The organism is Pseudomonas reidholzensis (genome assembly GCF_900536025.1).
Lineage (GTDB): Bacteria > Pseudomonadota > Gammaproteobacteria > Pseudomonadales > Pseudomonadaceae > Aquipseudomonas > Aquipseudomonas reidholzensis.
This window is the reverse complement of the sequence record NZ_UNOZ01000022.1, coordinates 97361-121849: the sequence shown is the minus strand read 5'-3', so window position 1 is coordinate 121849 and position 24489 is coordinate 97361. Positions and strand designations below refer to the sequence as shown.

The following is a 24489-nucleotide window of genomic DNA, read 5'->3' as shown; positions in this document are numbered from 1 at the left end:
GCAGTCCCGCACGTGCTAGTTTGAAGTTGACACGGTGGTTGCTCTTGGCAGGGTTTTCGTCGTGTCAAAAAGCAAAAGCCGGGCTGCAGGCAGCTCGGCTTTTGCTTTTCCAGTGGAGCCGCTGGTCGCGCCTACGCAGACCGGTGCAACGACACTGTTTGCATCGCGCCGAACTGCTTGCGCTGAAGCAAGAGAACGTCGGCCGCGGCTAGCAGTGGTGTATTCAGTACTCCAGAGAAGCGCCGTCTTCTGGAATATCTACGCGGCTTTCGATGCCTTGCTTCTTGACGTAGGCCCGCAGCGCTTCACGGGTGAGGGACATATGGTTGATGGCGTCCATGTGAACCGCGACGATTTTAGCGGTTTTGGCGGCCTGGGACGCCCGAAGGACGTCTTCCTCACCCATGATGATCGATCCCTCGTACCCAGCCATTTTTGCCTTGCCAGCATTGAGCACGATGACTTCGGGGTGATAGTGCTCGATGGCCTGGTCTACTTCTTTACGCCAGACAGTATCGCCAGCGAGGTAAAGGGTCTTGTAGCCAGGCGCTTGAAAGACTACGCCCATGGCTTCGCCAAGGGGTTTCGCGAGGGCGGGAATGGCATACATTTCGTCTGTGCCATGCTGACCACCGGTCTTGGTGATTGTGACGCCGCCGAATTCAGCTTCATTCGTCAATACGCGTACATTCTTGAAACCCTGGGAACGAATCAGCTGAGCATCTTCCTCATGCTGCGTGAACAAAGGGATGTCTTTAGGCAGCGCTTTCTGTGCCGCATCGTCCCAGTGATCGAGGTGCGTATGGGTGACGATGACTGCGTCAACACCCGAAATCACCTTCGCGGGCGACTCGGTCAGATCAACCATCGGGTTGCGCAGGTTGCTCCGGTAGGTATGTTCAAACCCAGGATAAGCGCCCTTTTTAGCCAGCATCGGGTCGATCAGGAAGGTCGTGTCGCCATAGGTGATTTTCACCGTGGCGTTGCGCACTTGCTGCAGATCCACTTTATGAACTGCGGACGACTCAGGGGCTTCAACGCCCGCAAATGCTTGGGTGCTGCCTACAGCAGCGATGATGCTCCAGGCCAGAGGAAGTGCTTTCAAACGCATGAGGTTAATCCTGTTCATTAATCGAGGACACCATTCTTGCCGAACGCCTTGTAGCCTAATAGTGGCCTGAATGACAATTTCCGATATAATTGGGCCAGGCGATGAGCGTGATCCTGGAGCGGGGGCCGGCGCCAAACTTTTTCAGGGCGTTGGCGTGCGATGGACGTGCGGTACAGGCCAAACCGAGGCGACGTGATGCAATCCATACGTGTTGCTGTTTTAGCTTTTGAAGGCGTAAGTCTGTTCCATCTGTCGGTGCCCGGTGTGGTACTGGGGACGGCTCAATCAGCACCCGGCGAACCTCACTACGAGGTGAGTTATTTCGCCGAGACACCGGGAATGGTGAATAGCGACCAAGGCATCGGCTTGGCGGTCACGCATGGCCTTGAGTGCATGGAGGACGCTGAGGTCATTGTCATCCCCGCGTGGGGCGATCAATCCGTTACTGCTTGCGCACCGCTTGTGAAAGCCCTGAAGTCCGCAGACGCCCAGGGCAAGCTCATCGTCGGGTTATGCTTGGGAGCATTCGTGCTTGGAGATGCCGGGCTCCTCGATGGCAAAGAGGCAACGACTCACTGGGCAGCGAGAGACGAGTTTGCACGGCGCTTTCCTGAGGTTCGGTTCAGACCTGATGTGCTCTACATCAGTGACGGCAACATCATGACCTCGGCTGGAACCGTGGCAGCAATCGACTGCTGCCTTCATCTTGTGCGCCAGCGTCTCGGTGCTGAAGTGGCGAATCGCACCGCAAAGATGCTGGTGACACCGCCGCACAGGCAGGGCGGCCAAGGCCAGTACGTTGAGCACCCCATGCCGCAGCTATCCAGCCAGACTCATTTATCCGATGTGCTGGCGTGGGCGCGATTGAACCTGTCCAGTGACCTTTCGCTCGATGTCTTGGCGGACAAGGCGAACATGAGCCGGCGCACCTTCACCCGGCGATTCAGGGAAGCGACTGGCAGTACGGTTTCAACCTGGCTGAACGCAGAGCGCGTTGTTCGCGCTCAAGCGCTTTTGGAAACCACTGACTTGCCTATCGAATGCATTGCGGGCGAGGCAGGTTTTGGAACGCCCCTCTCATTGCGGCAACAATTCGGCGTCCATCTCGGCACGTCGCCTTCTGAATACCGCCGAACGTTTTCTCGAGAAACCAACTCGGACCGGAAGGCGAGGGGCCGTGAAGGTATTGCCGAGTGATATTTCAGTCCATAGCACGCGATCCATGCGTGCCGGCTGCGATGAGGCCGGTGAGGAACCCTCGGCGCTTGCCGCTAGGCGCAGGCCGTGCCAGGGCCTACCCCGGAATCAGTAGGCCTAAGTCCTGGGTACATTCGCTATGCGTTCGCTGCCGGGTAATCTATCAGTGCTATTTCTCTCGGTGCCCCCTGGACAATGCGAATTTGCTTTACCAACAGGGCTCATGCACCGTCGGGCAGGGCTTAGTCGCCGTAGATATCGAAATCGAAGTACTGGTCCTGGATTTCCTTGTACTTCCCGTTTTCGCGAAGGGTTGCCAGGGCCTCGTTAAAGCGGTCCGCGAGCGCCTTGTCGCCTTTGCGCACGGCTATGCCCATGCCCTCACCGAAGTATTTCGGATCCCGCAGCGGTTCACCTGCGAAGGCATAGCCTTTGCCGTTGGAAGTGTCCAGGAAACCCATTTGCAGGGCTACATCATCGCCCTGCACCGCTGCCAGGCGGCCGGCGATCAGGTCCAGATACGCCTCGTTCAACGACGTGTAGCGAACCACTTGGGCGCCTACCGGCGCCAACACTTCTGTAGCGAAGCGATCATGGGTCCCGGCTCGCTGTACGCCGAGACGCTTGCCTGCCAGGCCTGAGAAATGGGTACCGAGATCGGCCCCTTCACGCATTACCAGCCGGCCGGCCGCTTGGTAGTAGCGATGGGTGAAGTCGACGGATTTTTTACGCTCTTCACTGATGGTGAGGGAAGAGATGATGGCATCGACCTTCCTCACCCTCAGCGCGGGGATGAGTCCATCGAACTCCTGCTCCACCCACAAGCATTTGACCTGCATCTTCGCGCACAGCGCATTGCCAATGTCGTAGTCAAAGCCGACTATTTCCCCCGTACTGGTCTTTGACGCGAAGGGGGGATAGGCAGCTTCGATACCTATCCGCAGGCTTTCTGCCGCATGCGTGGCGGATGACAGCAAGAGTGCGATTACTGAGTAGCAGAGCAGACCGGAAACCTTTTTTATTTTCATCTTTCGCTCCGAGAATTGCTGAGCCCGAGCACGCGTTTGCAGAGGCGCGAGCGTATGAGCCGATGGGTAGGCGTTGCTTTCGACATGCGATGACGTGGCGCAGCAATCTCCGCTTGCCTCAACCAACGGGAATGCTCGATCATTGTGGAATTATGGTCCACCGTAGACCTATAGTCCTTTAGGGGCAAGGATTGCCTTATCGCAGATCGCGCTATTTAGCGGTGACGCTGCCGTGCATCAAGCCAGCCACGTCGCGACTCACCTTCACCGCTGGGCACGCTGTTCAGGCAGCCATGGCCGTTTTCGGCGCACGCATCCTGCCGCGACATCAAGACCTCTCTCGCTGCCCTCTGATGATGCGAATTGGCTTCATCGACATCGCAGATGCACCAGTGCGGGGCTTCTAGTCGCGAAAAAACCCGATGATATGCTTGCTAAGCAGTTGGCCTGAAACTTGCCATCATTTTGCCATTCGTGTCGCGTATGGTGAACATAATGTCGCTTTCCAGTAGTTCCATGGCGCTGTCTTCGAGCGAGAAGGGCTGGCTGCCCTGGTTGGGCAAAACCGGTAAATTGCGCATGGGCTGGGCCTGTCGCCTGAACCGCTCCAGCTACCCCGTGATCGAGCAGACCTTCGAAGCCATTGCCCACACCCGCGTGCAGTTGCTGCACAACTGGGCCCGCGAACACTGGGAGCACCTGGCCGAGTTGGCCGAGCAACTGGCGCCCGGGTTCGCCGACCTCGACAGCGCGCTATTGCGCAACACACTGGTCCAGGCCGAAGATTTTTCCGAATTGTTCGTCGTCGACGCCAGCGGCAACGTCCTCACCTCGACTTGGCCCCAGCGCGGCACACCCCGTATCGAGCACATGGCAGCCCTGGCGCAAGGCCTCAAGGCGCCATTCCTGCACGGCCCCTACATCGACCCGCTGACGCTGCGCATCGGCCCGTCGTCGTCGCGTTTCCACGATGAAGTCACGCTGATGTTCTACCAGCCCCTCAAGGTCGACGGCAAAGTCCTCGGCTGCCTCTGCGGCCGGGTGCCCAACGATGTGCTGGGCGACCTGATCCAGCGCGAGGCCGGGCACATCTACGCCGAGTCCGGCGACAACTACCTGTTCATGGCGGAGTCGCGCTTCGACCCGGCCATCCAGCCCGGTACGGCCTTGTCGCGCTCGCGCTTCGAAGACGGCACCTTCACCCATGGCGAAAACCTCAAGAGCGGCGTGCACACGCCCTGGAGCACCGTGCAGGTCCAGCGTCACACCGAGCTGGAGCTGCGCTTCACCGACCCGTCGACCCGCGAGCTGCACCCGGGCGTGCGCGAAACCATCCGCCATGGCGCCAATCTGTTCGTCACCTATCCGGGCTACTCCGACTACCGCCATGTGCCGGTGGTGGGCAAGGGCGTGACCTTTCAGCTGCCAGGTTCGCCCGACCGCTGGGGGATGATGTGCGAGGCCGACCTGGAGGAGGTGTATCGCCGTCGCTCGCTCAGCCATGGGCTGATGAAGCTCTATGTGGCGACCCTGGTCGGCCTGTTTGGCTGCAACTACCTGGTGCAGCATTACGCCGGCCTGTCGCAAGGCCTGAACGACGCCCTCCAGGCGCTGAGCATGCTGGCTGCCACGCTGCTGTTCAGCGTGTTCGGCCCGCGGCGCCTGGCCGCCCGCCTGAACGGTATGAGCGACGTGCTGCGGACCATCGCCGAAGGCGAGGGCAACCTGCGCCGGCGGCTGGACACCAACGCATCGGCCAACGACGAGAGCGGCGACATGGCGCGTTGGATCAACAGCTTCATCGACCGCCTGGACGCGGTGGTCGGGCAGGTGGTCAAGGCCAGCCGCACGGTCGGTGCCACCAACCAGATGATGCTCGGGCGCAGTCAGGATGCCAGCGTCACCTCTACGGATGTGGCCGACGCCGTGCACCAGATGATGATCATCATGGAGGAACAGCTGGGCGAGCTGCAGCAGGCCTCGGTGAGTGCCGAGCAGATGAAGCAAGCCATGGACGAAGTGGTCAGCCGCGCCCGCGAGCAGTACCTGTCGGTGCAGGCGGGCACCCAGTCGATCCGCGATGTGGTGGCGCGCTCCTCGTCCAGCGTGCAGCGGCTCGACAGCCGCATGACCGAGATCGGCAACATCACCGGCCTGATCAGCGACATCACCAACCAGACCAACCTGCTGGCGCTCAACGCCGCCATCGAGGCCGCCCGTGCCGGCGAGCATGGCCGCGGCTTCGCCGTGGTGGCTGACGAGGTCCGCAGCCTGGCCGCACGCACCTCGCGCGCCGCCGATGACATTCGCCAGATGGTCGAGCGCCTGCAGGGCGACACCCAGCAGGCCGTGAGCTTCATGCAGGAGGGCGTGCAGGACGTCGACAACAGCCTGCGCCTGGCCGAGGATGCCTCGTCCGAGAACGTGCAGTTGCACCAGGCGGTGGAGAGCATGTTCGCCATCATTCAGCAGCTCAACCAGCGCAGCGTCGAATATGGCAAGACCATCGAGCAGGTCAATCAGTCGTCCAGCGAGATGCGCCAGACCGCCGTGGTGCTGCAGAGCAGTGCGCAGAGGGTGAAGGTGGATGCCGGCAAGCTGCAAAAGCTGGTGGGGCAGTTCGAAGTCAGTGCTGAAAGTGAGCGGGCCGCAGCCGCGTGAGCGAAAAGGTAGGGGGCGACCGGGGCAGCGGCTTTGATTCGCGAATGGACCCGCGACAATACGCGCCGGCTACCCATCTGCCACAAACGCGACCGCCCGGCCGCACGCGTGAAGTCGGGTCTCGAACCATTCGTTTGAAGGTCCGCGCATTTTGAGGTCAGGATTCGCCCCGTAGCTCACGAGATGAGCATCTACCTGCGCGGTTCTGAATCGCAGAGCAAGTCACTCACCCGTCGTCAGGCAGGTGCAATTGCACTTCCATGGCGTCATGAAGGAGTCTGACGACCTCGATCACCTCGTCGTTTAGCACGCGATAGAACACAGTATGGCGTGGGCTTTTGACGGTCCCATGAGGGCTTCTCGCCTGCTGGCGTGAACCGATCAGGTGGTAGCTACGCAGGCCTGGTAAAAGCTCATCGCGGTTGCGGCTGCCAATGCGATAAGGCGTGTCTGCAGTCGCTTGGAGTGCGGTAAGGATCAGCGCCTGATAGCGCTGGCGTGCCTGTTCGCCGAACTGTGTCTGGGAGAGCCTGAGGATGTCGACAATATCGGCTCGCGCCGCGTTGGAGATCCGATACTGCGCCATGCTCAGTGTTTATCGCGGGCTGGGAGGGTGGCCTCCAGGCTCAACGCTTCGAGATAGTGCTCCAGATCCCCTTCGTTCAATTGAGTAAAGCGCCCGTGCTCAAGGTCCATGATGCCGATCGAAGTTGCCTGACGCAGGGCCTCGATTTTGGCAAGGTCTTCAGCGACGCGTTGCTCCAATAGGCGCAAACCCTCTCGCATCACTTCGCTGGCATTCTGATAACGGCCGGACTGAACGAGGTCTTGGATAACCTGTTCCTGGTGAGGTGTTAGCACAACGTTTCGCGTTGCCATAGTTAGCTCCGGCTCTGGACAAACAGGATCTTTCAACCTTTGGCATACTATGCCATTTGGCGCAGCAACACAGGTTTTGATAGCTGAATCTGACGAGCTGTCGTATCAGACATCTTCGGCACTAGGCGCCGCCCCCAACCGCCTCACCCTGCCATTAAAAAACCCTCCCCTTAGGGTGGCATTGCATCGTTTTTCACGCGCACCTCTGCGCCTTATAGTCCTCGCATTCCCAGCCGAAACACCGCCGTGTTTCATCGATGCGAGACCACTTCATGAACAACCAAGCAAAGGCCACTGACACTGTGCAGCCCGGCATGGGCACACGGGTGGTGTGGGAGGGGGAGCAGGTCGAGCACCCCTACAACGCCACCCAAACCCCGATCATCGCCAGTGCCGCCTACGGCTACCAGGATATCGACGCCTGGTACGACATCGCGCTGGGCAAGCAGCCTGGCTTCATCTACAGCCGCATGAGCAACCCGACCGTTGCCGTCCTCGAAGACAAACTGTGCGCACTGGAGCACGCCGAGTCGGCCGTGGCGTTCAGCACGGGTATGGCGGCCATCAGCGGCGTCCTGCATACCTTCCTGTGCCAGGGCAAACGCGTGGTATCGACCCGGGACAGCTACGGCGGGACCAACAAGATCTTCGAAGAGTTTCTGCCCCGCCAGGGCGTCGAGGTGACGCTGTGCGACACGCTCGATACCGAGGAAATCGAGCGCGAAATCGCTCGGGGGTGTGATGTCGTCTACCTGGAAACGCCAAGCAATCCAACGTTGAAAATCCTCGATATCCGCCGCTTGGTGGACGCGGCAAAACGCGTGGGCGCATTGGTCATTGCCGATAACACCTTTGCCACGCCGCTGAACCAGAACCCGCTGCTGCTGGGCGTCGATGTGGTGGTGCACAGCGCCACCAAGTTCCTCTCGGGCCATGGCGATGCGCTCGGGGGGGTCGCCTGCGGCGCTGAAACCTTGATGGCGCAGGTGCGTCACTACCGGGAAATCAACGGCGCCTCGCTGGACCCGTTTTCAGCGTACCTGATCATTCGTGGGGTGAAGACCCTGGCGCTGCGCTTGCGCCAGCAGCAGGCCAGCGCCCAGGCCTTGGCCGAGTACCTGTGCAGCGAGCCGCTGGTGGAGTCCGTCAACTATCCCGGCTTGCCGCAGCACCCGGGGCATGCAATCGCCCGGGCGCAGATGCGCGGCTTCGGCGCGATCGTCAGTTTCGTGCTGGTGGGCGGCATGGACACGGTGGTCAAGTTGCTGCCCAAGCTGCGCTATGCCCACCGCGCAGGCAACCTCGGCGCGGTGGAAACCATCTACGGGCCGGCACGGACCACCAGCCATGTGGAAAACACCCTGGAAGAACGTCAGGCGCTGGGCATTTCCGAAGGCCTGGTGCGGGTGTCCGTCGGCATCGAGGACACCGCCGACCTGCTGGCAGACCTTCGCCAGGCGTTCGCGGCGGTGCATGCCCAGCGCTTGCAGGGGCAGGGCAGCGACACCTGTGGGCGGCACGCTGAAGTGTCCACCTGAGGGAGCGGGCGCGCCGCCAGGGCGGGCCCTCCAAGATTCATGAAAGCCATAACAATAACAGCCGCTGACACATCGACAGGACCGGCCCCAGGGTCGCTTGCCGGTCGAGTGCCAGCCACTTCATGAGAACTCGATCATGTCCACCGAACAATCAAGCACAGCGTCGGGCCAACCGGCCGGCTACAAGAAAGAGATGCACACGCGCCACATCGTCATGCTGGCGCTGGGCGGGGTGATCGGCACGGGGCTGTTTCTGACCTCGGGCTACACGGTCAACCAGGCCGGCCCGCTGGGTGCGGTGATCGCCTACATGGTCGGCGCGGTGATGGTCTACCTGGTGATGGTGTGCCTGGGTGAGCTGGCGGTGCAAATGCCGGAAACCGGCTCGTTCAGCAGCTATGCGACCCGCTACCTGGGGCCGGGCACGGGGTACACGGTGGCCTGGCTGTATTGGCTGACGTGGACCGTGGCCATCGGCTCGGAGTTTACCGCCGCAGGCATTCTGATGGTCCGCTGGTTTCCCGAGACACCGGTGTGGATCTGGAGCGCGCTGTTCGCCGGTACCGTGCTGATCAGCAATGTGGTGTCGGTGCGCCTGTTCGCGGAAACCGAATTCTGGTTGTCGCTGATCAAGGTGCTCACGGTGATTGTCTTCATCGCCATCGGCGCCGGTGCGATCTTTGGGTTGTTCCAGGTCCAGCATGTGCAAGGTATCGGGCTGTCCAACTTCACCCGTGAGGGTTTGTTCCCCACCGGCCTGCTGCCGATCGCGATGACGCTGCTGGCGGTGTCGTTCGCGTTCTCCGGCACCGAGCTGATCGGCATCGCCGCGGGCGAAGCGAAAGATCCGCAGGTCAGCGTACCCAAGGCCATCCGTACCACGGTGGTGCGCCTGGCGCTGTTCTTCGTCGGCACCATCATCGTCCTCGCCACCTTGCTGCCGCGTGAGCAGGCAGGCCTGGTCGACAGCCCCTTCGTGATGGTGTTCGACATGATCGGCATCCCGTACTCGGCCGACATCATGAACTTCGTCATCCTCACCGCGCTGGTGTCGGCGGCCAACTCCGGCCTGTACGCGGCCTCGCGCATGCTCTGGACCCTCAGTGACCAGGGCCACATGCCCAAGCGCTTCGCCCGCCTGTCGTCACGCGGCACGCCGGTCAACGCGATCATCCTGAGCATGGCGGGGGCCGCGGCGTCGCTGCTGAGCAGCGTACTGGCGCCGGACACGGTGTACCTGGCCCTGGTGTCGATTTCGGGCCTGGCGGTGGTGGTGGTGTGGATGAGCATCGCCGCCAGCCAGATCGCCTTCCGCCGCCACTACGTGGCCAATGGCGGGCGCGTCGAAGACCTGCACTTCCGGGTGCGCGGTTATCCCTGGGTGCCGCTGGGCGCGATCGCCTGCTGTGCGCTGGCGTGTGTCGGCATCGCCTTCGACCCTGAACAACGTGTGGCGCTGTACTTCGGCATCCCGTTCATTGGCTGGTGCTACTTCGTCTACTGGGTGACCCGCAGCAAACGCGCGCAACGCCTTGCGGCCATGGCACCGGCAGAGCCGAGCGTTGGCGCGACCTGAGCATTGCGGTTCATGATGCAGGGATTCAACTGCCAACGAGGTCGTGTCGATGAGACAAAAATCCCTGCCGCCGCTCAACTGGCTGCGCTCGTTCGAAGTATCGGCACGCGCCTTGAACTTCACCCACGCGGCTGAGGAGCTGCACCTCACCCAAGGTGCAGTGAGCCAGCAGATCCGGCAACTGGAGAGCCACCTGGGCGTGGCCTTGTTCAAGCGCCTGCCCAGGGGGCTGGACCTGACCGAAGAGGGGCAGTCATACCTGCCGGTGGTGCAGGATGCGATCAGCCGCCTGGCTGTGGGCACCAACGAGATTTTCGGTCAGCACAAGCGCCGGCCGGTGAAGGTCCGTGGCAGCCTGTCGTTCCTGCAGTACTGGCTTGCGCCGCGGCTGCTCGACTTCAGCCGTGAATACCCGCACATCGATATCCGCTACATCAGCAACCTGTGGGTCAAGGCGCCGGATGGCGAGGACGACCTCGAGGTGCGCTGGGGCAATGGTGAGTGGCCGGGCCTGCATGCCCAGCGGCTGACCTGGGATGTGCTGGTGCCGGTCTGTTCGCCGGCGCTGATGGCCCGCTCACCGATTCGCCAGCCGGGCGACCTCAGGCACCACCCGCTGCTGCACGTGCTGGGCTATGAAGAGGGCTGGGGGTACTGGCTCAAGCGGGTTGGCGCGGACGATGTCGATTACTCGCGAGGGCTGCAGTTCGACACGATGATTTCCACCATCCGCATGGCCGAGCTGGGGCAGGGCGTGGCCTTGGCCCGCTCCTCGGTGGTCGAGGACCTGCTCAGGGACGGCCAGCTGGTCGCACCCTTCAGCCAGCGCATCGAAGCGAGCGAGTCGTTTTACCTGGTCCGCGAGCAAGGGCGCCCACTGCCGCCCGATGCTGCGCTGTTTTCATCCTGGCTGGTGGCACAAGCGCACCGGCCGGCGTAACCCTGTCCTGGAGATCCCATGCACTATGTGAGCACCCGCAACGGTGATGTACGGGCGCACTTCCGTGAGGTCGTGCTGTCGGGGCCTGCCGCTGATGGCGGCCTGTATGTGCCGGCGCACTTGCCGGTGATCAGCCCGGAGGAAATTGCCAGCTGGTCGTGGTTGCCGTTCGATGAGTTGGTCTGGCGGGTGATCGCGCCTTTCGTGGGCGATGCCATCGATGACCAGCGCCTGCGCGCGCTGCTCAGCGACAGCTACAAGGGCTTCACGCATCGGGCGATTACGCCGTTGCAGCAGATTGGCCATAACGAGTGGATCCTGCAGTTGTTCCATGGCCCCACGCGCACCTCGAAGGACTTCGCCGCCCAGCTCCAGGCGCGGCTGGTCAGCCACTTTCTCGAAGCGTGCGGTGGCGAGGCGCTGGTGGTCGGGGCGACCAATGGCGATACCGGGATTGCCGCCATCGAGGCGTTTGCGTCCAGGCCGAATGTGCGCCTGGCGATACTCTACCCGCGCAATGAGATCCCGGCAGACCGCCTGGCCGTGCTGCAGGCGGCAGACCCTGCCAGCGTCCAGCTGCTGCCCGTCGACGGCAGTTTCGATGATTGCCAGACCCTGGTCGCCCGGCTGTTTCGCGCCTGGCCGCTGGACGGCTTGATACCGGTCTGTTTCAACTCCACCAACTGGGTCGGGGTGCTTGCCCAGATTGTCTTCTACTTCCATGCCGCCCTGCAGTTGGGCGGCGGCACCCGGCCGGTCGGGTTCAGCGTTCCGGCAGCGAGTTTCGCTGAAATCTATGCGGGCTTCATCGCGCAGAAAATGGGCCTGCCGATCAACCAGGTGATCGTTTCGACCAACAGCAACGATGCCCTGCACCGCTTCATCCACCGCAATCGCTACACCCCGCACGCGAGTCAGCGCACGTCATCGCCGGCCATGGATTTTTCCCTCTATTCGAACCTCGAGCGCTTCATCTGGGAGCTGTACGGGCGCAGTGGCAGCAGTGTCGCTGCGTTGATGGAGCATTTCGAGGCGTGTGGTGAATTGAGCATCGGCAATGCGCAATGGCTTCAGGCGCGGGTGCTGTTCGACTCCTACGCGGTGGATGAGTCCGAAGTGCGCCGCGAAGTCCTCAGGCTGCGCGACGACGCCGGCATCATCGTCGACCCTCACACGGCGGTCGGCGCGCTGGCTGGCCGCACGCATCGGCGTAGCCTCGGCGCGCCGATGGTGACCCTTGGCCAGATCGCGCCGATCAAGTCTGCCGCGCTGTTGGCGCAGCTGGGCGTCTGGGACGCTGAGGTCGCCAGCCCGCCGCGGCTGCACGACGGCCCGCCCGGCCTGCGTCGCGGTGACCTCGACGGCTTGTGCAAGGCCTTGCAGGCGGCGCAGTCGAGGCGGGTATGAAGCGCATCCTCGACCCGCTGGACGAGCGCATCCTGGCCGAGCTGAGCGCCAACGCGCGGATCGCCCACGCCGAACTCGGCGCCAAGGTGAACCTGTCGCGCAATGCGGTGCGCCAGCGTATCGAGCGGCTTGAGCGCGATGGCGCCATCCAGGGCTATACCGTTCGGCTGGGCGACTCACGCCGGCCCTCGTCGTTGATCAGCGCGGTGATATTCGTCTACCGCTACGATCGAATGCGCGGTGACGAGGTGCTGAGCACATTGCAGGGCATCCCCGAGGTGGTCCGCTGTGAAGTGCTCAGTGGCGAGTTTGACCTGATGGTGCGGGTCGATGCCGCCAGCCCCGAGCGGGTCCATGCCGTCTGGAAAGAAATCGCCGCCATGGCGGGCGTGGAAAACACCGTCACCTCGTTCGTGCTCTCCGCCGTCTTCTAAAAAACCTCTGGCCCCACCCGTGCTCCCGCCGCGCTCGTGCAGCGGGGGCGCTTGCCTGCGCCTCTGTTTCGGGCCTGTTCGAGCATGGGCAAATCGACCAACTAATACAGCGATTTGGCCTATTCAAGTGCCCGCACCCGGCTCGTACGCTGAGCCCATCAAACAACAGCAAAAAGGAATGCCATCGTGACTGAATACAAAATTGCCCTGGTCGGTTTCGGCGGTGTCAACCGAGGCTTGGCCCAGTTGATCGCAACGTCCAATGCCCGCTGGCAGGCCACCCTCGGCTTCAGCCTGAAGATCGTCGGCGTGACGGACCTGTTCCTCGGCTCGGTGGTCGATCGCGATGGCCTGGACGCTGCCGCGCTGGCGGCGCTGCCCGCCGAAAAAGGCGCGCTGGCACAGATTGCCGGTGGCACCGCCGAGGCGTTCAACGAAACCGTCATCAAGCAGTCCGGCGCCGACATCATCGCCGAGGCCACCTTCACCAATCCGGTCGATGGTGAGCCGGCCGCCACCTTCTGCCGCTGGGCACTGGAGAGCGGCATCCATGTGGTGACCACCAACAAGGGGCCGATCGCCTTGCACGGTGCCGAGCTCAAGGCGCTGGCCCGCCAGCACAACGTCGCGTTCGAATACGAAGGCGCGGTAATGAGCGGCACTCCGGTGATCCGCCTGGCCAAACAGGCCCTGGCCGGGTCGCAGATCCAAGGGTTCGAGGGCATCCTCAATGGCACCTCCAACTATGTGCTGACGCGCATGAAAGCCGGTATGGCGTTCGCGGATGCGGTGGCCGAGGCGCAACAGCTGGGCTATGCCGAAGCCGACCCGACGGCAGACGTCGAAGGCTATGACGTGCGCCTCAAGGTGGTGATCCTGGCCAACGAGTTGCTGGACGCTCGGCTGACTGTCAGCGATGTGACGTGCTCGGGCATCAGTGGCATCAGCGCGGCGGATATCGTCAAGGCCCAGGCCACCGGCCAGTGCTGGAAGCTGATCGGTGCGGCCAGCAAGGCGGCGGACGGCTCGGTGGCGGCGAGTGTCGAAGCCCGTCTGTTGCCACTCGAGCACCCGCTGGCTGGCATCAATGGCGCCGTCAATGCGGTGTCGTTCAACACCGGGCTGCTGGGTGCGGTCACGGTGTCCGGGCCGGGCGCGGGGCGTATCGAGACCGCCTATGCCTTGCTCTCCGACATCATCGCCCTGCACACCACCGATCGCCGGTAACGGAGTCTTTATGAGCGTATCTCGCATGGCCAGTGTTCACGCTGTAGCGCCGAGCCACATCGACGTGTTCAGCCCGTTCGACGGTCGTCTGGTAGGGCGTGTGCCTTGCCTGGACGCAACAGCAGTACCCGCCCTGGTGGCGCGCGCACGGGCTGGGTGCCTTGAAAGTGCGGCGATGCCGCGGCACCGTCGCGCGCGCATTCTTGAAGACGCCGCGCGCCTGGTCGAGGCCGATGGTGCTGCGTTCGCCGCGCTGATCGTCGCCGAGGCCGGCAAGACCTTGCGTCAGGCCCAGAAGGAAGTGAAGCGCTGTGTGAACACGCTGAAGCTGTCCGCCGAGGAAGCGCGGCGCAATGCCGGCGAAGTGGTGCCGTTCGACGCCTATGAGGGGTCCGAGTCCCGCCAAGGTTGGTTCAGCCGTGAGCCGCTGGGCCTGATCGTCGCGATCACGCCCTACAACGACCCGCTCAACCTGGTGGCGCACAAGCTGGGCCCGGCGATTGCCGGTGGCAATGCGGTGATCCTCAAGCCGTCCGAGCTGGCGCCGTTGTCGGCCTTGAAACTGGTCGATTGCCTGGTGCAGGCCGGGCTCGGGGAAAACGTGGTGGTCACCGCCACCGGCGGAGTCGAGCTGGGCAAGGCGCTGGTCGAGCTGCGCGAAGTACGGATGATTTCCTTCACTGGTGGTTTTGCCACCGGCGAGTCGATTGCCCGCACTGCGGGCTTGAAAAAACTCGCCATGGACCTGGGCGGCAATGCGCCGGTGCTGGTGCTGGAAGATTGCGACCTGACTCCGACGGTGGAGTCGTGTGTCTCGGGTGCCTTCTGGGCAGCGGGGCAGAACTGCATCGGCACCCAACGTATTCTCGTCCAACGCGGCTTGTACACAGCCTTCCGCGAGCAGTTCGTCGCGCAGTCCAAGGCATTGCGCGTGGGCGACCCGGCGAGCCTCGAAACGGATGTCGGGCCGATGGTCACCGAGCAGGCGGCCCGGCGCACCGAGCAACTGGTGGACGAGGCGCTGGGGGAGGGGGCGACACTACTCTGCGGTCATCGCCGGCAAGGCGCACTGTATGCCCCCACGGTGCTGGAGCAGGTCAGCCACGACAGCCGCCTGTGGCTGCAGGAGGTGTTCGCCCCGGTGGTGATTCTTGAGCCGTTCGACACCCTCGATGAGGCTGTTGCCCTGGCCAATGCCCCGGAATACAGCCTGCATGCCGGGGTGTTCACCCGCGATTTGTCGACGGCGCTGAAGCTGGCGCGGCGGATCGAGGCGGGGGGTGTGATGATCAACGATTCGTCTGATTATCGCTTCGACGCCATGCCGTTTGGAGGGTTCAAGTACGGCAGCCTCGGTCGTGAAGGGGTACGGTTCGCTTATGAAGACATGACCCAGCCCAAGGTGGTGTGTATTAACCATCTGGATGCGCAGTAGCGGCTGATTCATCGGGTGTGGTGGGTTTACCGGCCCCTTACGCCCTTACGGCCATCCCTTTCAAGGTGCTTTGAAATTGCGCTTGGCGTTGGCCCGCTGGGGCCGCTGCGCAGCCCTTTCGCGACACAAGGCCGCTCCCACATGGGCGGCGCCTTGCAGTAACTTTCGCGAATGAAACAGAAATTGGGCAACACCGCACCCTGTGGGAGCGGCCTTGTGTCGCGAAAGGGGCGCGCAGCGGCCCCAGCGAGCTCAAGCCAAGTGCGATTTCAAAGCACGTAAGGGCGTATTCAGAAAATCGGAATCGTGTAGTTCACATACACCCGGTTTTCGGTATTGCGGTGGTTCGCCTCATACACCGTCGTGCTGTGGCCGATGGCGTTGTAGTAAGAGATGCCCAACCCTTTGGCCGGCCCGCTCTGGACCACATAGTGCAGCGCCAGGTCACGCTCCCATTCGCGGGCACTGCCGCCGCTGAACTGGTTGATGTCGCTGCCTTGCCAGTACGACGCATTGAACACCAGCCCAGGCAGCCCCGCCGCGGCGAAGTTGTAGGTGTACTGGGCGAAGCGTGTCTGCTCGCCGGCACGGGTGAAGCCGTACAGCAAGCGTGAGGTCTGCAGGTAGAAGGTGAACGCGCCGGCTTCCTTGTTGGGCAGCGAGGAGGGGATGATGGCGGCGAAACCACTGTCGTCCGAGACGCTCTGGTAACCCGCCATCAACGCATGCCCACCGTTGGCGTAGGTCAGCGAGGCCGACCAGGTGGTGTTGTCGATGCGCCCACTCGCATCCTCGGTGTAGCCCGCGATGCGATACCCCGCATCGCCATTGCGCCCGTCCGCACGGCTCCTGAAATAACGCAGGTCGGCGAACAGCGACTGACCGTCCCTGAAGGCATGCTTGGCGGTCAGGCCGAGAAAGTCCTGTTTGTAGTAGTCCTCCAACTGGCCAAAGTAGTACTGCGCCTTGATGTTCTCGGTCGGCGTGTAATCGAAGCCCGCATAATTGAAACCGCCGCTCTCCTGGGTGCCACCGGCTGCGGCGAGGCCGGCGCGGTCGGAGGAGTAACGGCCGGTGGCCTTGGTCAGCCTGCCGCCGGTGGCGACCACGTTGGTGATGTCCTTGGAGACCACGCTCCAGCCCTGGTAGGTCTGCGGCAGCACGCGGGTGTCGTCGGACAGCAGCACCGGGATGCTGGGGGCGATGGCATTGCCGCTGAACAACGTGGTTTGTGAGTACTTCAGCTTGGCATTGCCCGCCGCCCGGGCCCAGCTGTCGGCTGCGCCATCCCCGTCGCTGGGGATCATGGTGCCGCGCTGGTGATGGCCGGCACCACCGTCGAGCTTGACCGCGAACATGCCAATGGCATCGACCCCGAAACCCAGCTCACCGGGCGTGAATCCGGATCGGTAGGTCAGGCGAAAGCCTTGCGCCCATTCCTGCGACTTGCTGGTGAGGCGGGTTGCCGACGGGGTGTACTCGTCGTAATGGTGGGTGAAGAAGACATTGCGCAAGGCCAGTTCAAGTGTCGAATCTTCCACGAAGCCTCCGGCCATTGCGGAGGACGTGAGCAGACACAGCAGCGACAAAGGTGCAGGTTTGAGTGTCATATAATGCTCTGTTTATTGTTGTTGTTTTGATATTAATGACGCGAGTGGGTAGTGCGCGAAAAGTGCGAAGTGAGCGGTGCTCAACGCGCGCTGTTCAACTGTTTGTATATCTCATCGTCTGGCCACCGGCCGCCCACTGGCACGCGCGGGCCAAACCGATCGTTAATGGATTTCAACACGGCAGGTTGTTCTTCTACCCAGTCATAGATGACCGTACGCCTGGCAATTCGCCATTCACCCTGGCGCTTCTCGAAGTAGTCCGCATAACGACCGAATATAAGCACTTGGGCAGGCTGGCCAGTGGGCGCGGGTGAGCGTTGCAACGCGAGAAACTTCGACTCCACCAGCGCGCTGTTCGGCGCGAGTTCGATGAGGATGTTGGTGATCTGGTGGACGCTGCATTCAAAGCTCTTCAGCGCACTCAGGGCGCCGTCGATGAACCCGCTGGCAGGCCCGTCGTAGGCGCCATGGCGGTCGTGGGCGTCCTCCCAGTAGGCCGAGCGCAGGGCCTGCTCATCGACCCGGTCGATGCCGCGGCAATAGCGGTACAGGCAGTCGCGAATGGCTTCGCGGTCCAATAACTGTTCGAGCGTCGACATGAAGTGTGTTGCCCCTGTGCGATCCCGTATCGGATCACTCGACTGTATTTTCAGCCCTGCAGGGCGTCAACGCAGAACGCCCCGGTTTGCGGCAATTCACATGTGTGAAATACACCCCCGCAGCGCCGCTAAATTCACATCCATGATGTTGTTGAGTGACTGGGTGTTCGACGTTGACATGAACCGCCAGCTGCCGCGATGGTTTGGCCACGTTCGGGTGATAACAACAATGCCCTGAAAGATGGAAGACCGGACGCTGGAGGTGGTATGCACGCTTTAATGCAAGACCGGCAACTGTTGATATCCACGTTGATCGATCACGCCGCGCTCAATCATGGCGAGGTCGAAATCGTATCGCGTACCTGTGAAGGGCCGACGCTGCGCACCAACTACCAGACCCTGCGGCAACGCTCGGTAAAAATGGCCAAGGCGTTGCTGCGTTTGGGGGTGAGGCACGGCGATCGGGTCGGCTCGCTGGCCTGGAACACCCACCGGCACATGGAACTGTACTTTGCCGTACCGGGCATGGGCGCGGTGCTCAACACGGTCAACCCGCGCCTGTACCAGGAGCAGATCGAGTACGTCATCAACCATGCCGAAGCCAAGGTGCTGTTCTTCGACCTGACCTTCGCCGACCTGATCCGCGCGCTACGCCCTGCCTTGACCTTCACCGGCACCCTGGTAGTGATGACCGACCGTGCGCACAAGCCGGCAGGCCTCGACGACTGCCTGTGCTACGAGGACTTGATCGAGGCCGAAACCGACGAGTTCGAGTGGCCGTTGTTCGAGGAAACCCAGGCCTCATCGTTGTGCTACACCTCCGGCACGACCGGCAACCCGAAAGGGGTGCTGTACAGCCATCGCTCAACGCTGCTGCATTCGTTCAACACCTGCTCGATGGACGGCCTGCAGCTGTCCTGTCGCGACTGCGTGCTGTTGATCGTGCCGCTGTTTCACGTCAACGCCTGGGGGCTGCCGTACGCCTCGGCGATGTGCGGTGCCAAGGTCGTGTTGCCTGGCCCCTGGCTGGACGGGCCAAGCCTGCTGCCTCTGTTGCAGCAGGAGCGCTGCACCTTCTCCATCGGCGTGCCGACGGTATGGCTGGGCTTGCTGCAGTTCATCGAAGAACACCCACAACTGCTGACCGGCGAGCTGGCCCTCGAGCGCGTGGTGATTGGCGGCTCGGCAGCGCCGCGGGCGTTGATCGAACGCCTGCATCGGCTGTTGGGCGCCACCAGTATCCAGGCCTGGGGCATGAGCGAAACCAGCCCGATGGGCACCATAGGCAACCTGCTGCCCAAGCACCTGGCGCTGTCGCTGGATGAGCAGATCGACGTGCGCGCCAAGGCCGGCCGCCCGGTGTATGGCGTCGAAGTGCAGGTGGTCGACGACCTCGGGCGCACCTTGCCACGGGACGGCAAGAGTGCAGGGCATCTCAAGGTGCGTGGGCCGTGGGTCGCCTCGGGCTACTACAAGGGCGACGGCGGCCAGGTGATGGATGCGGGCGGCTGGTTGCAGACCGGTGATGTGGCGAGCATCGATGAAGACGGTTACCTGCAGATCACCGACCGCAGCAAGGACGTGATCAAGTCGGGCGGTGAATGGATCAGCTCCATCGACCTGGAAAACGCCGCCATCGGCCATCCCGCCGTGCAAGAGGCGGCGGTGATCGGCCTGCCGCATTCGCGCTGGCAGGAGCGACCCCTGCTGGTGGTGGTGGTCAAGCCCGGCGTCGACGTCCAGGCCTGCGACCTGCTGGCGTTTCTCAGTACCCAGGTGGCCAAGTGGTGGTTGCCCGACGACGTGGTGTTCGTCGACCAACTGCCCCATACCGCCACCGGCAAATTGCAGAAGGCCCGCCTGCGCGAGCAGTTCAAGGATTTCGTTTTCACCAGTGAGCGGCCCCAGGCCGCCCCGCAAAGGAGTGATGTGAATGCCACAACTAATCATGGCTGACGAGGACGGCGTGCTCGAGATGCTGCGCGACAGCGTGGCCGCTTTTGCCCAGGGGCGTCCCGGCCCGCAAAGCCTGCGGCGCCTGCGCGGCGCCGAGGCCGACCTGGACCTGGCGCAGTGGCAGGAAATGGCGGCGGCCGGCTGGGTCGGCCTGATGCTGCCCGAGGCCCTGGGCGGGGCCGACCTGGGGATTCGCCAACAGGCGGTCATCAGCCACGCGTTGGGGCAAGCGCTGATTGCTTCGCCCATCGCCACGGCCTCGGTACTCAGCAGCGCCTTGCTCACCCGCGTGGCGGACTCGCCGGAGCGTCAGCGTCTCGCAGCCGGGCTGGTGCAGGGCACCTGTATTGTCGTGCCGGCCGTGACCGCGGGCAGCGACGGTGAGGCGGTCACCGCCCGCCTGCTTGCCGGCGGCGTGCTGCTAGACGGCCGCCGTGGGTTCATCGAAGCAGCGCGCTCGGCCAGTGATTTTCTGCTGCTGGCCCGCGCAGGTGATGAAGACCTGCTGGTCAGCGTGCCCGGTAATGCCGAAGGGCTCGAGCGCGCTGACCGCCCGGGGGTGGATGGCGGGGTGATCTCGTCGTTGCGGCTGAGCAACTGCCTGGTGGCTGGCGAACGGATCCTGGCGCGCGGTGACCTGCGTGGCATGCTCGAGGCCTCGATCAACCTGGCGCGCACGGCACTGGCCGCGGAGCTGGCCGGTATCGCCAGCCAGGCCTTCGCGCTGACCCGCCAGTACACCATCGACCGCAAGCAGTTCGGCAAGCCGCTGGCCAGTTTCCAGGTGCTCCAGCACCGCCTGGTCGATCTCTGGGCCGAGGCGGAGTTCGCCTGTTCGGCGGTGGTCAACGCGGTCGAGCGGCTCGAGCAGGGCCATGAGCGCGAGGCGCGGCTGGCGGTGTATGCGGCCAAGGCGCGGGCGGGCGACGCGGCGGCGTTCGTCGGCCGCCAGGCGATCCACCTGTTCGGCGCCATGGGCTTTACCGACGAGTGCGACATCGGTCTTTACCTCAAGCGCGCGATCAACCTGGGCGCCGCACTCGGCCAGCCTGAAAGCCTGCGTGTTCAATTCATCCAAGAGGAGCGTGCCGCCTGAGGCGGTGCGGACAGCCCCCATGCAGAACAATTTGCTCAAAGTCGCCATCGCTGACCATGTCGCCGTCGTCACCCTCGACGCGCCGCCGGTCAATGCCCAATCCCGTGAGTTTGCCGAAGAGCTGATCGAGGTCTTCGACGAGCTTAACGATCTGCCCGAGGTGCGCGTCATCGTGCTCACCGGTGCCGGCAAGGTCTTCTCTGCCGGTGCCGACATCAAGTCGCGCGGGCAGGTCGGCGCCGTGCCCGGCGACACCAACCGCCACCTGCGCCGCACCCGTGAGGTCGGCTTCTGCATCATGGAGTCGAGCAAGCCGGTGATCGCCGCCGTCAATGGCCCGGCCCTGGGCGCCGGGCTCGGCCTGGTGCTGTGCTGCGACATCATCCTGGCCTCGGAAAACGCCGTGTTCGGCCTGCCGGAAATCGACATCGGCCTGATGGGCGGGGTGCGTCACACCATGCGCCTGTTCCCCCATTCACTGACCCGGCGGATGGTCTTGTCCGGTTACCGGGTCAGCGCCGCCGAGCTGTACCGGCGCGGCATCATCGAGGCCTGCACCACGCGTGAAGCGCTGATGGACGAGGCCCTGTCGATCGCCCACGAAATCGCCTCGAAGAGCCCGATGGCGCTGAAACTGGCCAAGCGTGCGATCAACACCGTCGAGACCATGGGCCTGAAAGAGGGTTACCGCTTCGAGCAGAACCTCACCGTGGAAATGACCCGTCACGAGGACTCCAAGGAAGCCATGCGCGCCTTCCTCGAAAAACGCCCGCCCGTGTTCAAGGAGTCGGTCTGATGAGCATCGACTGGAACGGTTTGCCCGACGAAGAGTTTCGCGCGGTGTTTCGCGCCTGGGTGCTGGACAACTGCCCGGCCGAGCTGCGCTACCTGCGCAAGCAGCGGCCGGTCTACGAGGAGGTCGAGCAGTGGTACCAGGCCCTGGCCGAGAAGGGCTGGCTGGCGCCGGTGTGGCCACGCGAATACGGCGGCATGGGCTTGTCGCCGGCCAAGCACATGATCTACGTCGAGGAGTGGGGGCGGCTGGGCTGCCCGCGCATTCCCGACCATGGCATCAGCCTGACCGGGCCGCTGCTGATCCACCATGGCAGCGAGGCGCAGAAAACCGAGTTTCTGCCGAAGATCATTTCCGGCGAGCACATCTGGTGCCAGGGCTACTCCGAGCCCAACGCCGGTTCCGACCTGGCCAGCCTGCGCACCTCGGCGGTGCTCGACGGCGACGCGTTCGTGGTCAACGGGCAGAAGATCTGGACCACCCTGGCGCACTGCGCCAACTGGATCTTCGTGCTGGTGCGCACCGACCGCGAGGCCAAGCCGCAGCGGGGCATCTCGGTGCTGCTGGTGGACATGACCAGCCCTGGCGTCGAGGTGCGCACCATCGAGAACCTGCGCGGCGAGGCGGATTTCTGCGAAGTGTTCTTCGACAATGTCCGGGTACCGGCGCACAACCTGGTCGGCGCGTTGAACGACGGCTGGACACTGGCCAAGTCGGTGCTGGGGCATGAGCGGATCTTCCTCGGTTCGCCGACCCGCGCCGAGTATGCCCTCGATCGGCTGGGCAAGTTGGCCAGTGATCGCGGCGCGTTCGAGGATGCGGCGTTCGTGTCGCGCTACGCCCGCTTGCGGCTTGACCTCTACGACCTGGGTTCCAGCTATGAGCGCTATGCCAAGGTACTGCGTTCGGGGGGCGAGCTGGGGGCCGATGTTTCGGTGCTGAAGATCTTCGCCACCGAGCTGTACCAGCGCATCACCGAAGAGATGCTGACCCTGGCCCAGGAGGAGGCCCGGTTCAACGATGACCTGTTGATCGAGGGCGGGCAGATCGATGCCATGAACCTGTTCCTGGATGCCCGGGCGCCGGCCATTTTTGGCGGCTCGAACGAGATCCAGCGCAACATCCTGGCCAAGGCAGTACTGGGTTTGCCCAGCTGATCGAGCTGGCGTGCAGGTCCATCGCGGGGCAAGGCCCCGCGACTGGGCTGGCCCCTAGAGTTCTATCTCGACAGGCGCTGTGAAGCCTTCCACCGGCTCCAGCCGTTTCGCCGCATTCTGCAGCACCTGCAAGTAGTGGTCATGGTTCTGCCGGATACGCTCGGCCGCCCCACCCAGCCCCAGCGTGACGGGCTGACCCTGGATGGTGACCGGCAACAACACGCACAAGGTCGCCCCACCGAGGAACGGAATGTTTTCTGCCGAGGCATACCCCTGGCGGCGGATGTGACGGATCTTCTCCATCATCGCCGGCAGCTCCACACGCTCGCCGTTGTGCTTCTGGCTGACGATGTTGGCGCGACGGATCAGGTTGTCGAGCACCTTGTCGCTCATCGTCGACATCAGCAGCCAACCCGTCGCCGACTGGGTCATGGGGCGCAGTTCAGACTCGTTGACGTGAAAGCGCAGGGCATGCACCGACTGCAGCACTTGCACGTACTGCACGTAGATATCGTTCTTGGTATTGATCGACACCGATTCGCCGGTCTCGGCGTGCACGTCGTTCATCGCCTCGACAATACCGCCAGAGGCGAAAAGGGTATGCGGCACCCATTCACCCAATGACGTCACCTTGACCGTAGGGAAGTACAGCCGCTCGTGCCGGTTGAAGTTGAGGTAGCCCAGGGTGATCAGGGTTTTCAGCAGCACGGTGGTGCTCGATTGCGGATAACCCAGTGCGGCAGATATTTCAGACATGGCCCGGGGCTGACGGACATTCTTGAAGAACTCAAGTATTTCGAGCACGCGCATGGCGGATTTGACGTGTGACGGTTGCATTGTTAACGCCCCCCTCGTGCGGCGATGTTTTTCACATCTGTGAAAGTCGCGCACATATACATAGTTATTGTTGTTGGCCAAAGATTCGGATGACAGGATGGTTTTGTCAAGGCACGCCAAACGTTCGGGTTGAACAACAACCCCCAACAACAAGAGAGACAGAACATGGGCAGACTGACCGGAAAAGTCGCACTGGTAACCGGTGGCGCACGAGGCATTGGTGCAGCGATCAGCGAGGCGTTCGCCCGCGAGGGTGCACGGGTGGGCATCATGGACCTCAAGGAGGAGGCTGCGCTGGACGCCGTGCAGCGTATCGAGGCCGCGGGCGGGCAGGCGCTCGCCCTGGTCGGCAACGTCGCCGTGCGCGAGGACGTGCTGCGCGCCGTCAGCGCACTCAGCGAAACCTTCGGCGCGCCGACCCTGCTGGTCAACAACGCCATGTGGAACCGCTACGGCCCGCTGCTCGAGCAGACCGAAGAGATGATCGGGCGCATGGTCGACGTCGGCTTCAAGGGTGTGGTCTGGGGCTACCAGGCGGTGATCCCGGGGATGATCGAGGCCGGCGGCGGCTGCATCATCAACATCGCCTCGCCGTCTGCCGTGCTGGCCATGCGCAACGGCATCATGTACAGCGCGGTCAAGGCGGCGGTGGCCGGGCTGACCCGTTCCGGTTCGGCGGAGTTCGGGCCGCACAACATCCGCGTCAATGCCATCGCACCGGGCCCGACGCCCACCGATGGGGCCAACCTGGTGGTCGATGAAGCGGCCTGGGAACGCCGCCGCGCACGCATGCCCATCGGCCGCCTGGGCACACCGCAGGACATTGCCAACGCGGCGGTGTTTCTCGCCAGCGAAGAATCCAGCTTCATCACCGGCGACATGTTGTTCGTGGACGGCGGCGTGACCTACGCCTTCTCCTGAACCCCGGTGATACCGTAATCCACAACAATAAAGCGTCATTCCGATCTGTGCGGATGCAACTTACCCGCGACGTCAGGCCGTGGCCGA

General features: G+C 63.0%; 21 protein-coding genes. 14 read left to right on the top strand and 7 right to left on the bottom strand.

Annotation, left to right across the window (positions count from 1 at the left end):
• Positions 1-223: 223 nt before the first annotated feature.
• Positions 224-1111, bottom strand: a complete 888-nt coding sequence (locus tag CCOS865_RS15950) for an MBL fold metallo-hydrolase (RefSeq protein ID WP_119142514.1) — start codon at positions 1109-1111, stop codon at positions 224-226.
• A 195-nt stretch (positions 1112-1306) separates the two neighbouring features.
• On the opposite strand from CCOS865_RS15950, the gene CCOS865_RS15945 reads away from it, so the two are divergent.
• Positions 1307-2308 carry a GlxA family transcriptional regulator gene (locus CCOS865_RS15945; RefSeq protein ID WP_167469069.1) on the top strand — a complete coding sequence of 334 codons (1002 nt, stop codon included), beginning with the start codon at positions 1307-1309 and terminating at the stop codon, positions 2306-2308.
• A gap of 242 nt (positions 2309-2550) precedes the next feature.
• Here the strand turns inward: CCOS865_RS15945 and CCOS865_RS15940 are convergent, their stop codons facing one another.
• Positions 2551-3336 carry an ABC transporter substrate-binding protein gene (locus CCOS865_RS15940; RefSeq protein ID WP_119142510.1) on the bottom strand — a complete coding sequence of 262 codons (786 nt, stop codon included), beginning with the start codon at positions 3334-3336 and terminating at the stop codon, positions 2551-2553.
• Between the two features lie 483 nt (positions 3337-3819).
• On the opposite strand from CCOS865_RS15940, the gene CCOS865_RS15935 reads away from it, so the two are divergent.
• Entirely contained in the window at positions 3820-5997 is a 2178-nt protein-coding gene (locus CCOS865_RS15935) for a methyl-accepting chemotaxis protein (RefSeq protein ID WP_425272960.1), read from the top strand.
• Positions 5998-6223: 226 nt separating this feature from the next.
• Here the strand turns inward: CCOS865_RS15935 and CCOS865_RS15930 are convergent, their stop codons facing one another.
• Together CCOS865_RS15930 and CCOS865_RS15925 are read right to left on the bottom strand one after the other, a co-directional pair.
• Positions 6224-6583 carry a type II toxin-antitoxin system RelE/ParE family toxin gene (locus CCOS865_RS15930; protein ID WP_119142507.1) on the bottom strand — a complete coding sequence of 120 codons (360 nt, stop codon included), beginning with the start codon at positions 6581-6583 and terminating at the stop codon, positions 6224-6226.
• A gap of 2 nt (positions 6584-6585) precedes the next feature.
• On the bottom strand, positions 6586-6876 hold the full coding sequence (locus CCOS865_RS15925) for a type II toxin-antitoxin system ParD family antitoxin (RefSeq protein WP_119142505.1): 291 nt from the start codon (positions 6874-6876) through the stop codon (positions 6586-6588).
• Between the two features lie 272 nt (positions 6877-7148).
• On the opposite strand from CCOS865_RS15925, the gene CCOS865_RS15920 reads away from it, so the two are divergent.
• From CCOS865_RS15920 to CCOS865_RS15890, 7 genes are all read left to right on the top strand, one after another.
• The gene (locus tag CCOS865_RS15920) at positions 7149-8414 is read left to right on the top strand and encodes a cystathionine gamma-synthase family protein (RefSeq protein ID WP_119142503.1); all 1266 of its coding nucleotides are present in this window, start codon (positions 7149-7151) and stop codon (positions 8412-8414) included.
• Between the two features lie 136 nt (positions 8415-8550).
• Complete coding sequence (locus CCOS865_RS15915) at positions 8551-9990, top strand: amino acid permease (RefSeq protein WP_119142501.1); 1440 nt, start codon at positions 8551-8553, stop codon at positions 9988-9990.
• 49 nt (positions 9991-10039) lie between these two features.
• Positions 10040-10930, top strand: a complete 891-nt coding sequence (locus CCOS865_RS15910; RefSeq protein WP_119142499.1) for a LysR substrate-binding domain-containing protein — start codon at positions 10040-10042, stop codon at positions 10928-10930.
• A gap of 18 nt (positions 10931-10948) precedes the next feature.
• Complete coding sequence (thrC, locus tag CCOS865_RS15905; RefSeq protein WP_119142497.1) at positions 10949-12337, top strand: threonine synthase; 1389 nt, start codon at positions 10949-10951, stop codon at positions 12335-12337.
• Positions 12334-12771, top strand: coding sequence for an Lrp/AsnC family transcriptional regulator (locus tag CCOS865_RS15900; RefSeq protein ID WP_119142495.1), 438 nt, complete (start codon positions 12334-12336; stop codon positions 12769-12771). Before thrC ends, CCOS865_RS15900 begins: the two co-directional genes overlap by 4 nt.
• 186 nt (positions 12772-12957) lie before the next feature.
• The gene (locus CCOS865_RS15895; RefSeq protein WP_119142493.1) at positions 12958-13998 is read left to right on the top strand and encodes a homoserine dehydrogenase; all 1041 of its coding nucleotides are present in this window, start codon (positions 12958-12960) and stop codon (positions 13996-13998) included.
• Positions 13999-14008: 10 nt separating this feature from the next.
• On the top strand, positions 14009-15433 hold the full coding sequence (locus CCOS865_RS15890) for an aldehyde dehydrogenase family protein (protein ID WP_119142491.1): 1425 nt from the start codon (positions 14009-14011) through the stop codon (positions 15431-15433).
• Between the two features lie 290 nt (positions 15434-15723).
• Here the strand turns inward: CCOS865_RS15890 and CCOS865_RS15885 are convergent, their stop codons facing one another.
• Positions 15724-16974: an OprD family outer membrane porin gene (locus CCOS865_RS15885; protein WP_244216128.1), complete on the bottom strand. Its 1251-nt coding sequence runs from the start codon at positions 16972-16974 to the stop codon at positions 15724-15726.
• Between the two features lie 149 nt (positions 16975-17123).
• Positions 17124-17642 (bottom strand): nuclear transport factor 2 family protein, encoded by a 519-nt coding sequence (locus CCOS865_RS15880; RefSeq protein ID WP_119142486.1) that lies wholly within the window; start codon positions 17640-17642, stop codon positions 17124-17126.
• 267 nt (positions 17643-17909) lie between these two features.
• On the opposite strand from CCOS865_RS15880, the gene CCOS865_RS15875 reads away from it, so the two are divergent.
• The 4 genes from CCOS865_RS15875 to CCOS865_RS15860 are packed head-to-tail and all read left to right on the top strand — an operon-like array spanning position 17910 to position 22644.
• Positions 17910-19598: a long-chain fatty acid--CoA ligase gene (locus CCOS865_RS15875; protein ID WP_119142484.1), complete on the top strand. Its 1689-nt coding sequence runs from the start codon at positions 17910-17912 to the stop codon at positions 19596-19598.
• Positions 19576-20694 (top strand): acyl-CoA dehydrogenase family protein, encoded by a 1119-nt coding sequence (locus tag CCOS865_RS15870; RefSeq protein WP_119142482.1) that lies wholly within the window; start codon positions 19576-19578, stop codon positions 20692-20694. Before CCOS865_RS15875 ends, CCOS865_RS15870 begins: the two co-directional genes overlap by 23 nt.
• Positions 20695-20713: 19 nt before the next feature.
• A complete protein-coding gene (locus CCOS865_RS15865; RefSeq protein WP_119142480.1) occupies positions 20714-21490 on the top strand; it encodes an enoyl-CoA hydratase/isomerase family protein in 777 nt (258 codons plus the stop codon).
• Positions 21490-22644: an acyl-CoA dehydrogenase family protein gene (locus CCOS865_RS15860; protein WP_119142478.1), complete on the top strand. Its 1155-nt coding sequence runs from the start codon at positions 21490-21492 to the stop codon at positions 22642-22644. The genes CCOS865_RS15865 and CCOS865_RS15860 overlap by 1 nt, the downstream gene beginning before the upstream one ends.
• 54 nt (positions 22645-22698) lie before the next feature.
• Here CCOS865_RS15860 and CCOS865_RS15855 read toward each other — a convergent pair whose 3' ends face one another.
• Entirely contained in the window at positions 22699-23481 is a 783-nt protein-coding gene (locus CCOS865_RS15855; protein ID WP_119142476.1) for an IclR family transcriptional regulator, read from the bottom strand.
• 165 nt (positions 23482-23646) lie between these two features.
• Here CCOS865_RS15855 and CCOS865_RS15850 point away from each other — a divergent pair, with 165 nt between their 5' ends.
• Positions 23647-24402, top strand: coding sequence for an SDR family NAD(P)-dependent oxidoreductase (locus tag CCOS865_RS15850; RefSeq protein ID WP_119142469.1), 756 nt, complete (start codon positions 23647-23649; stop codon positions 24400-24402).
• Positions 24403-24489 lie beyond the last annotated feature (87 nt).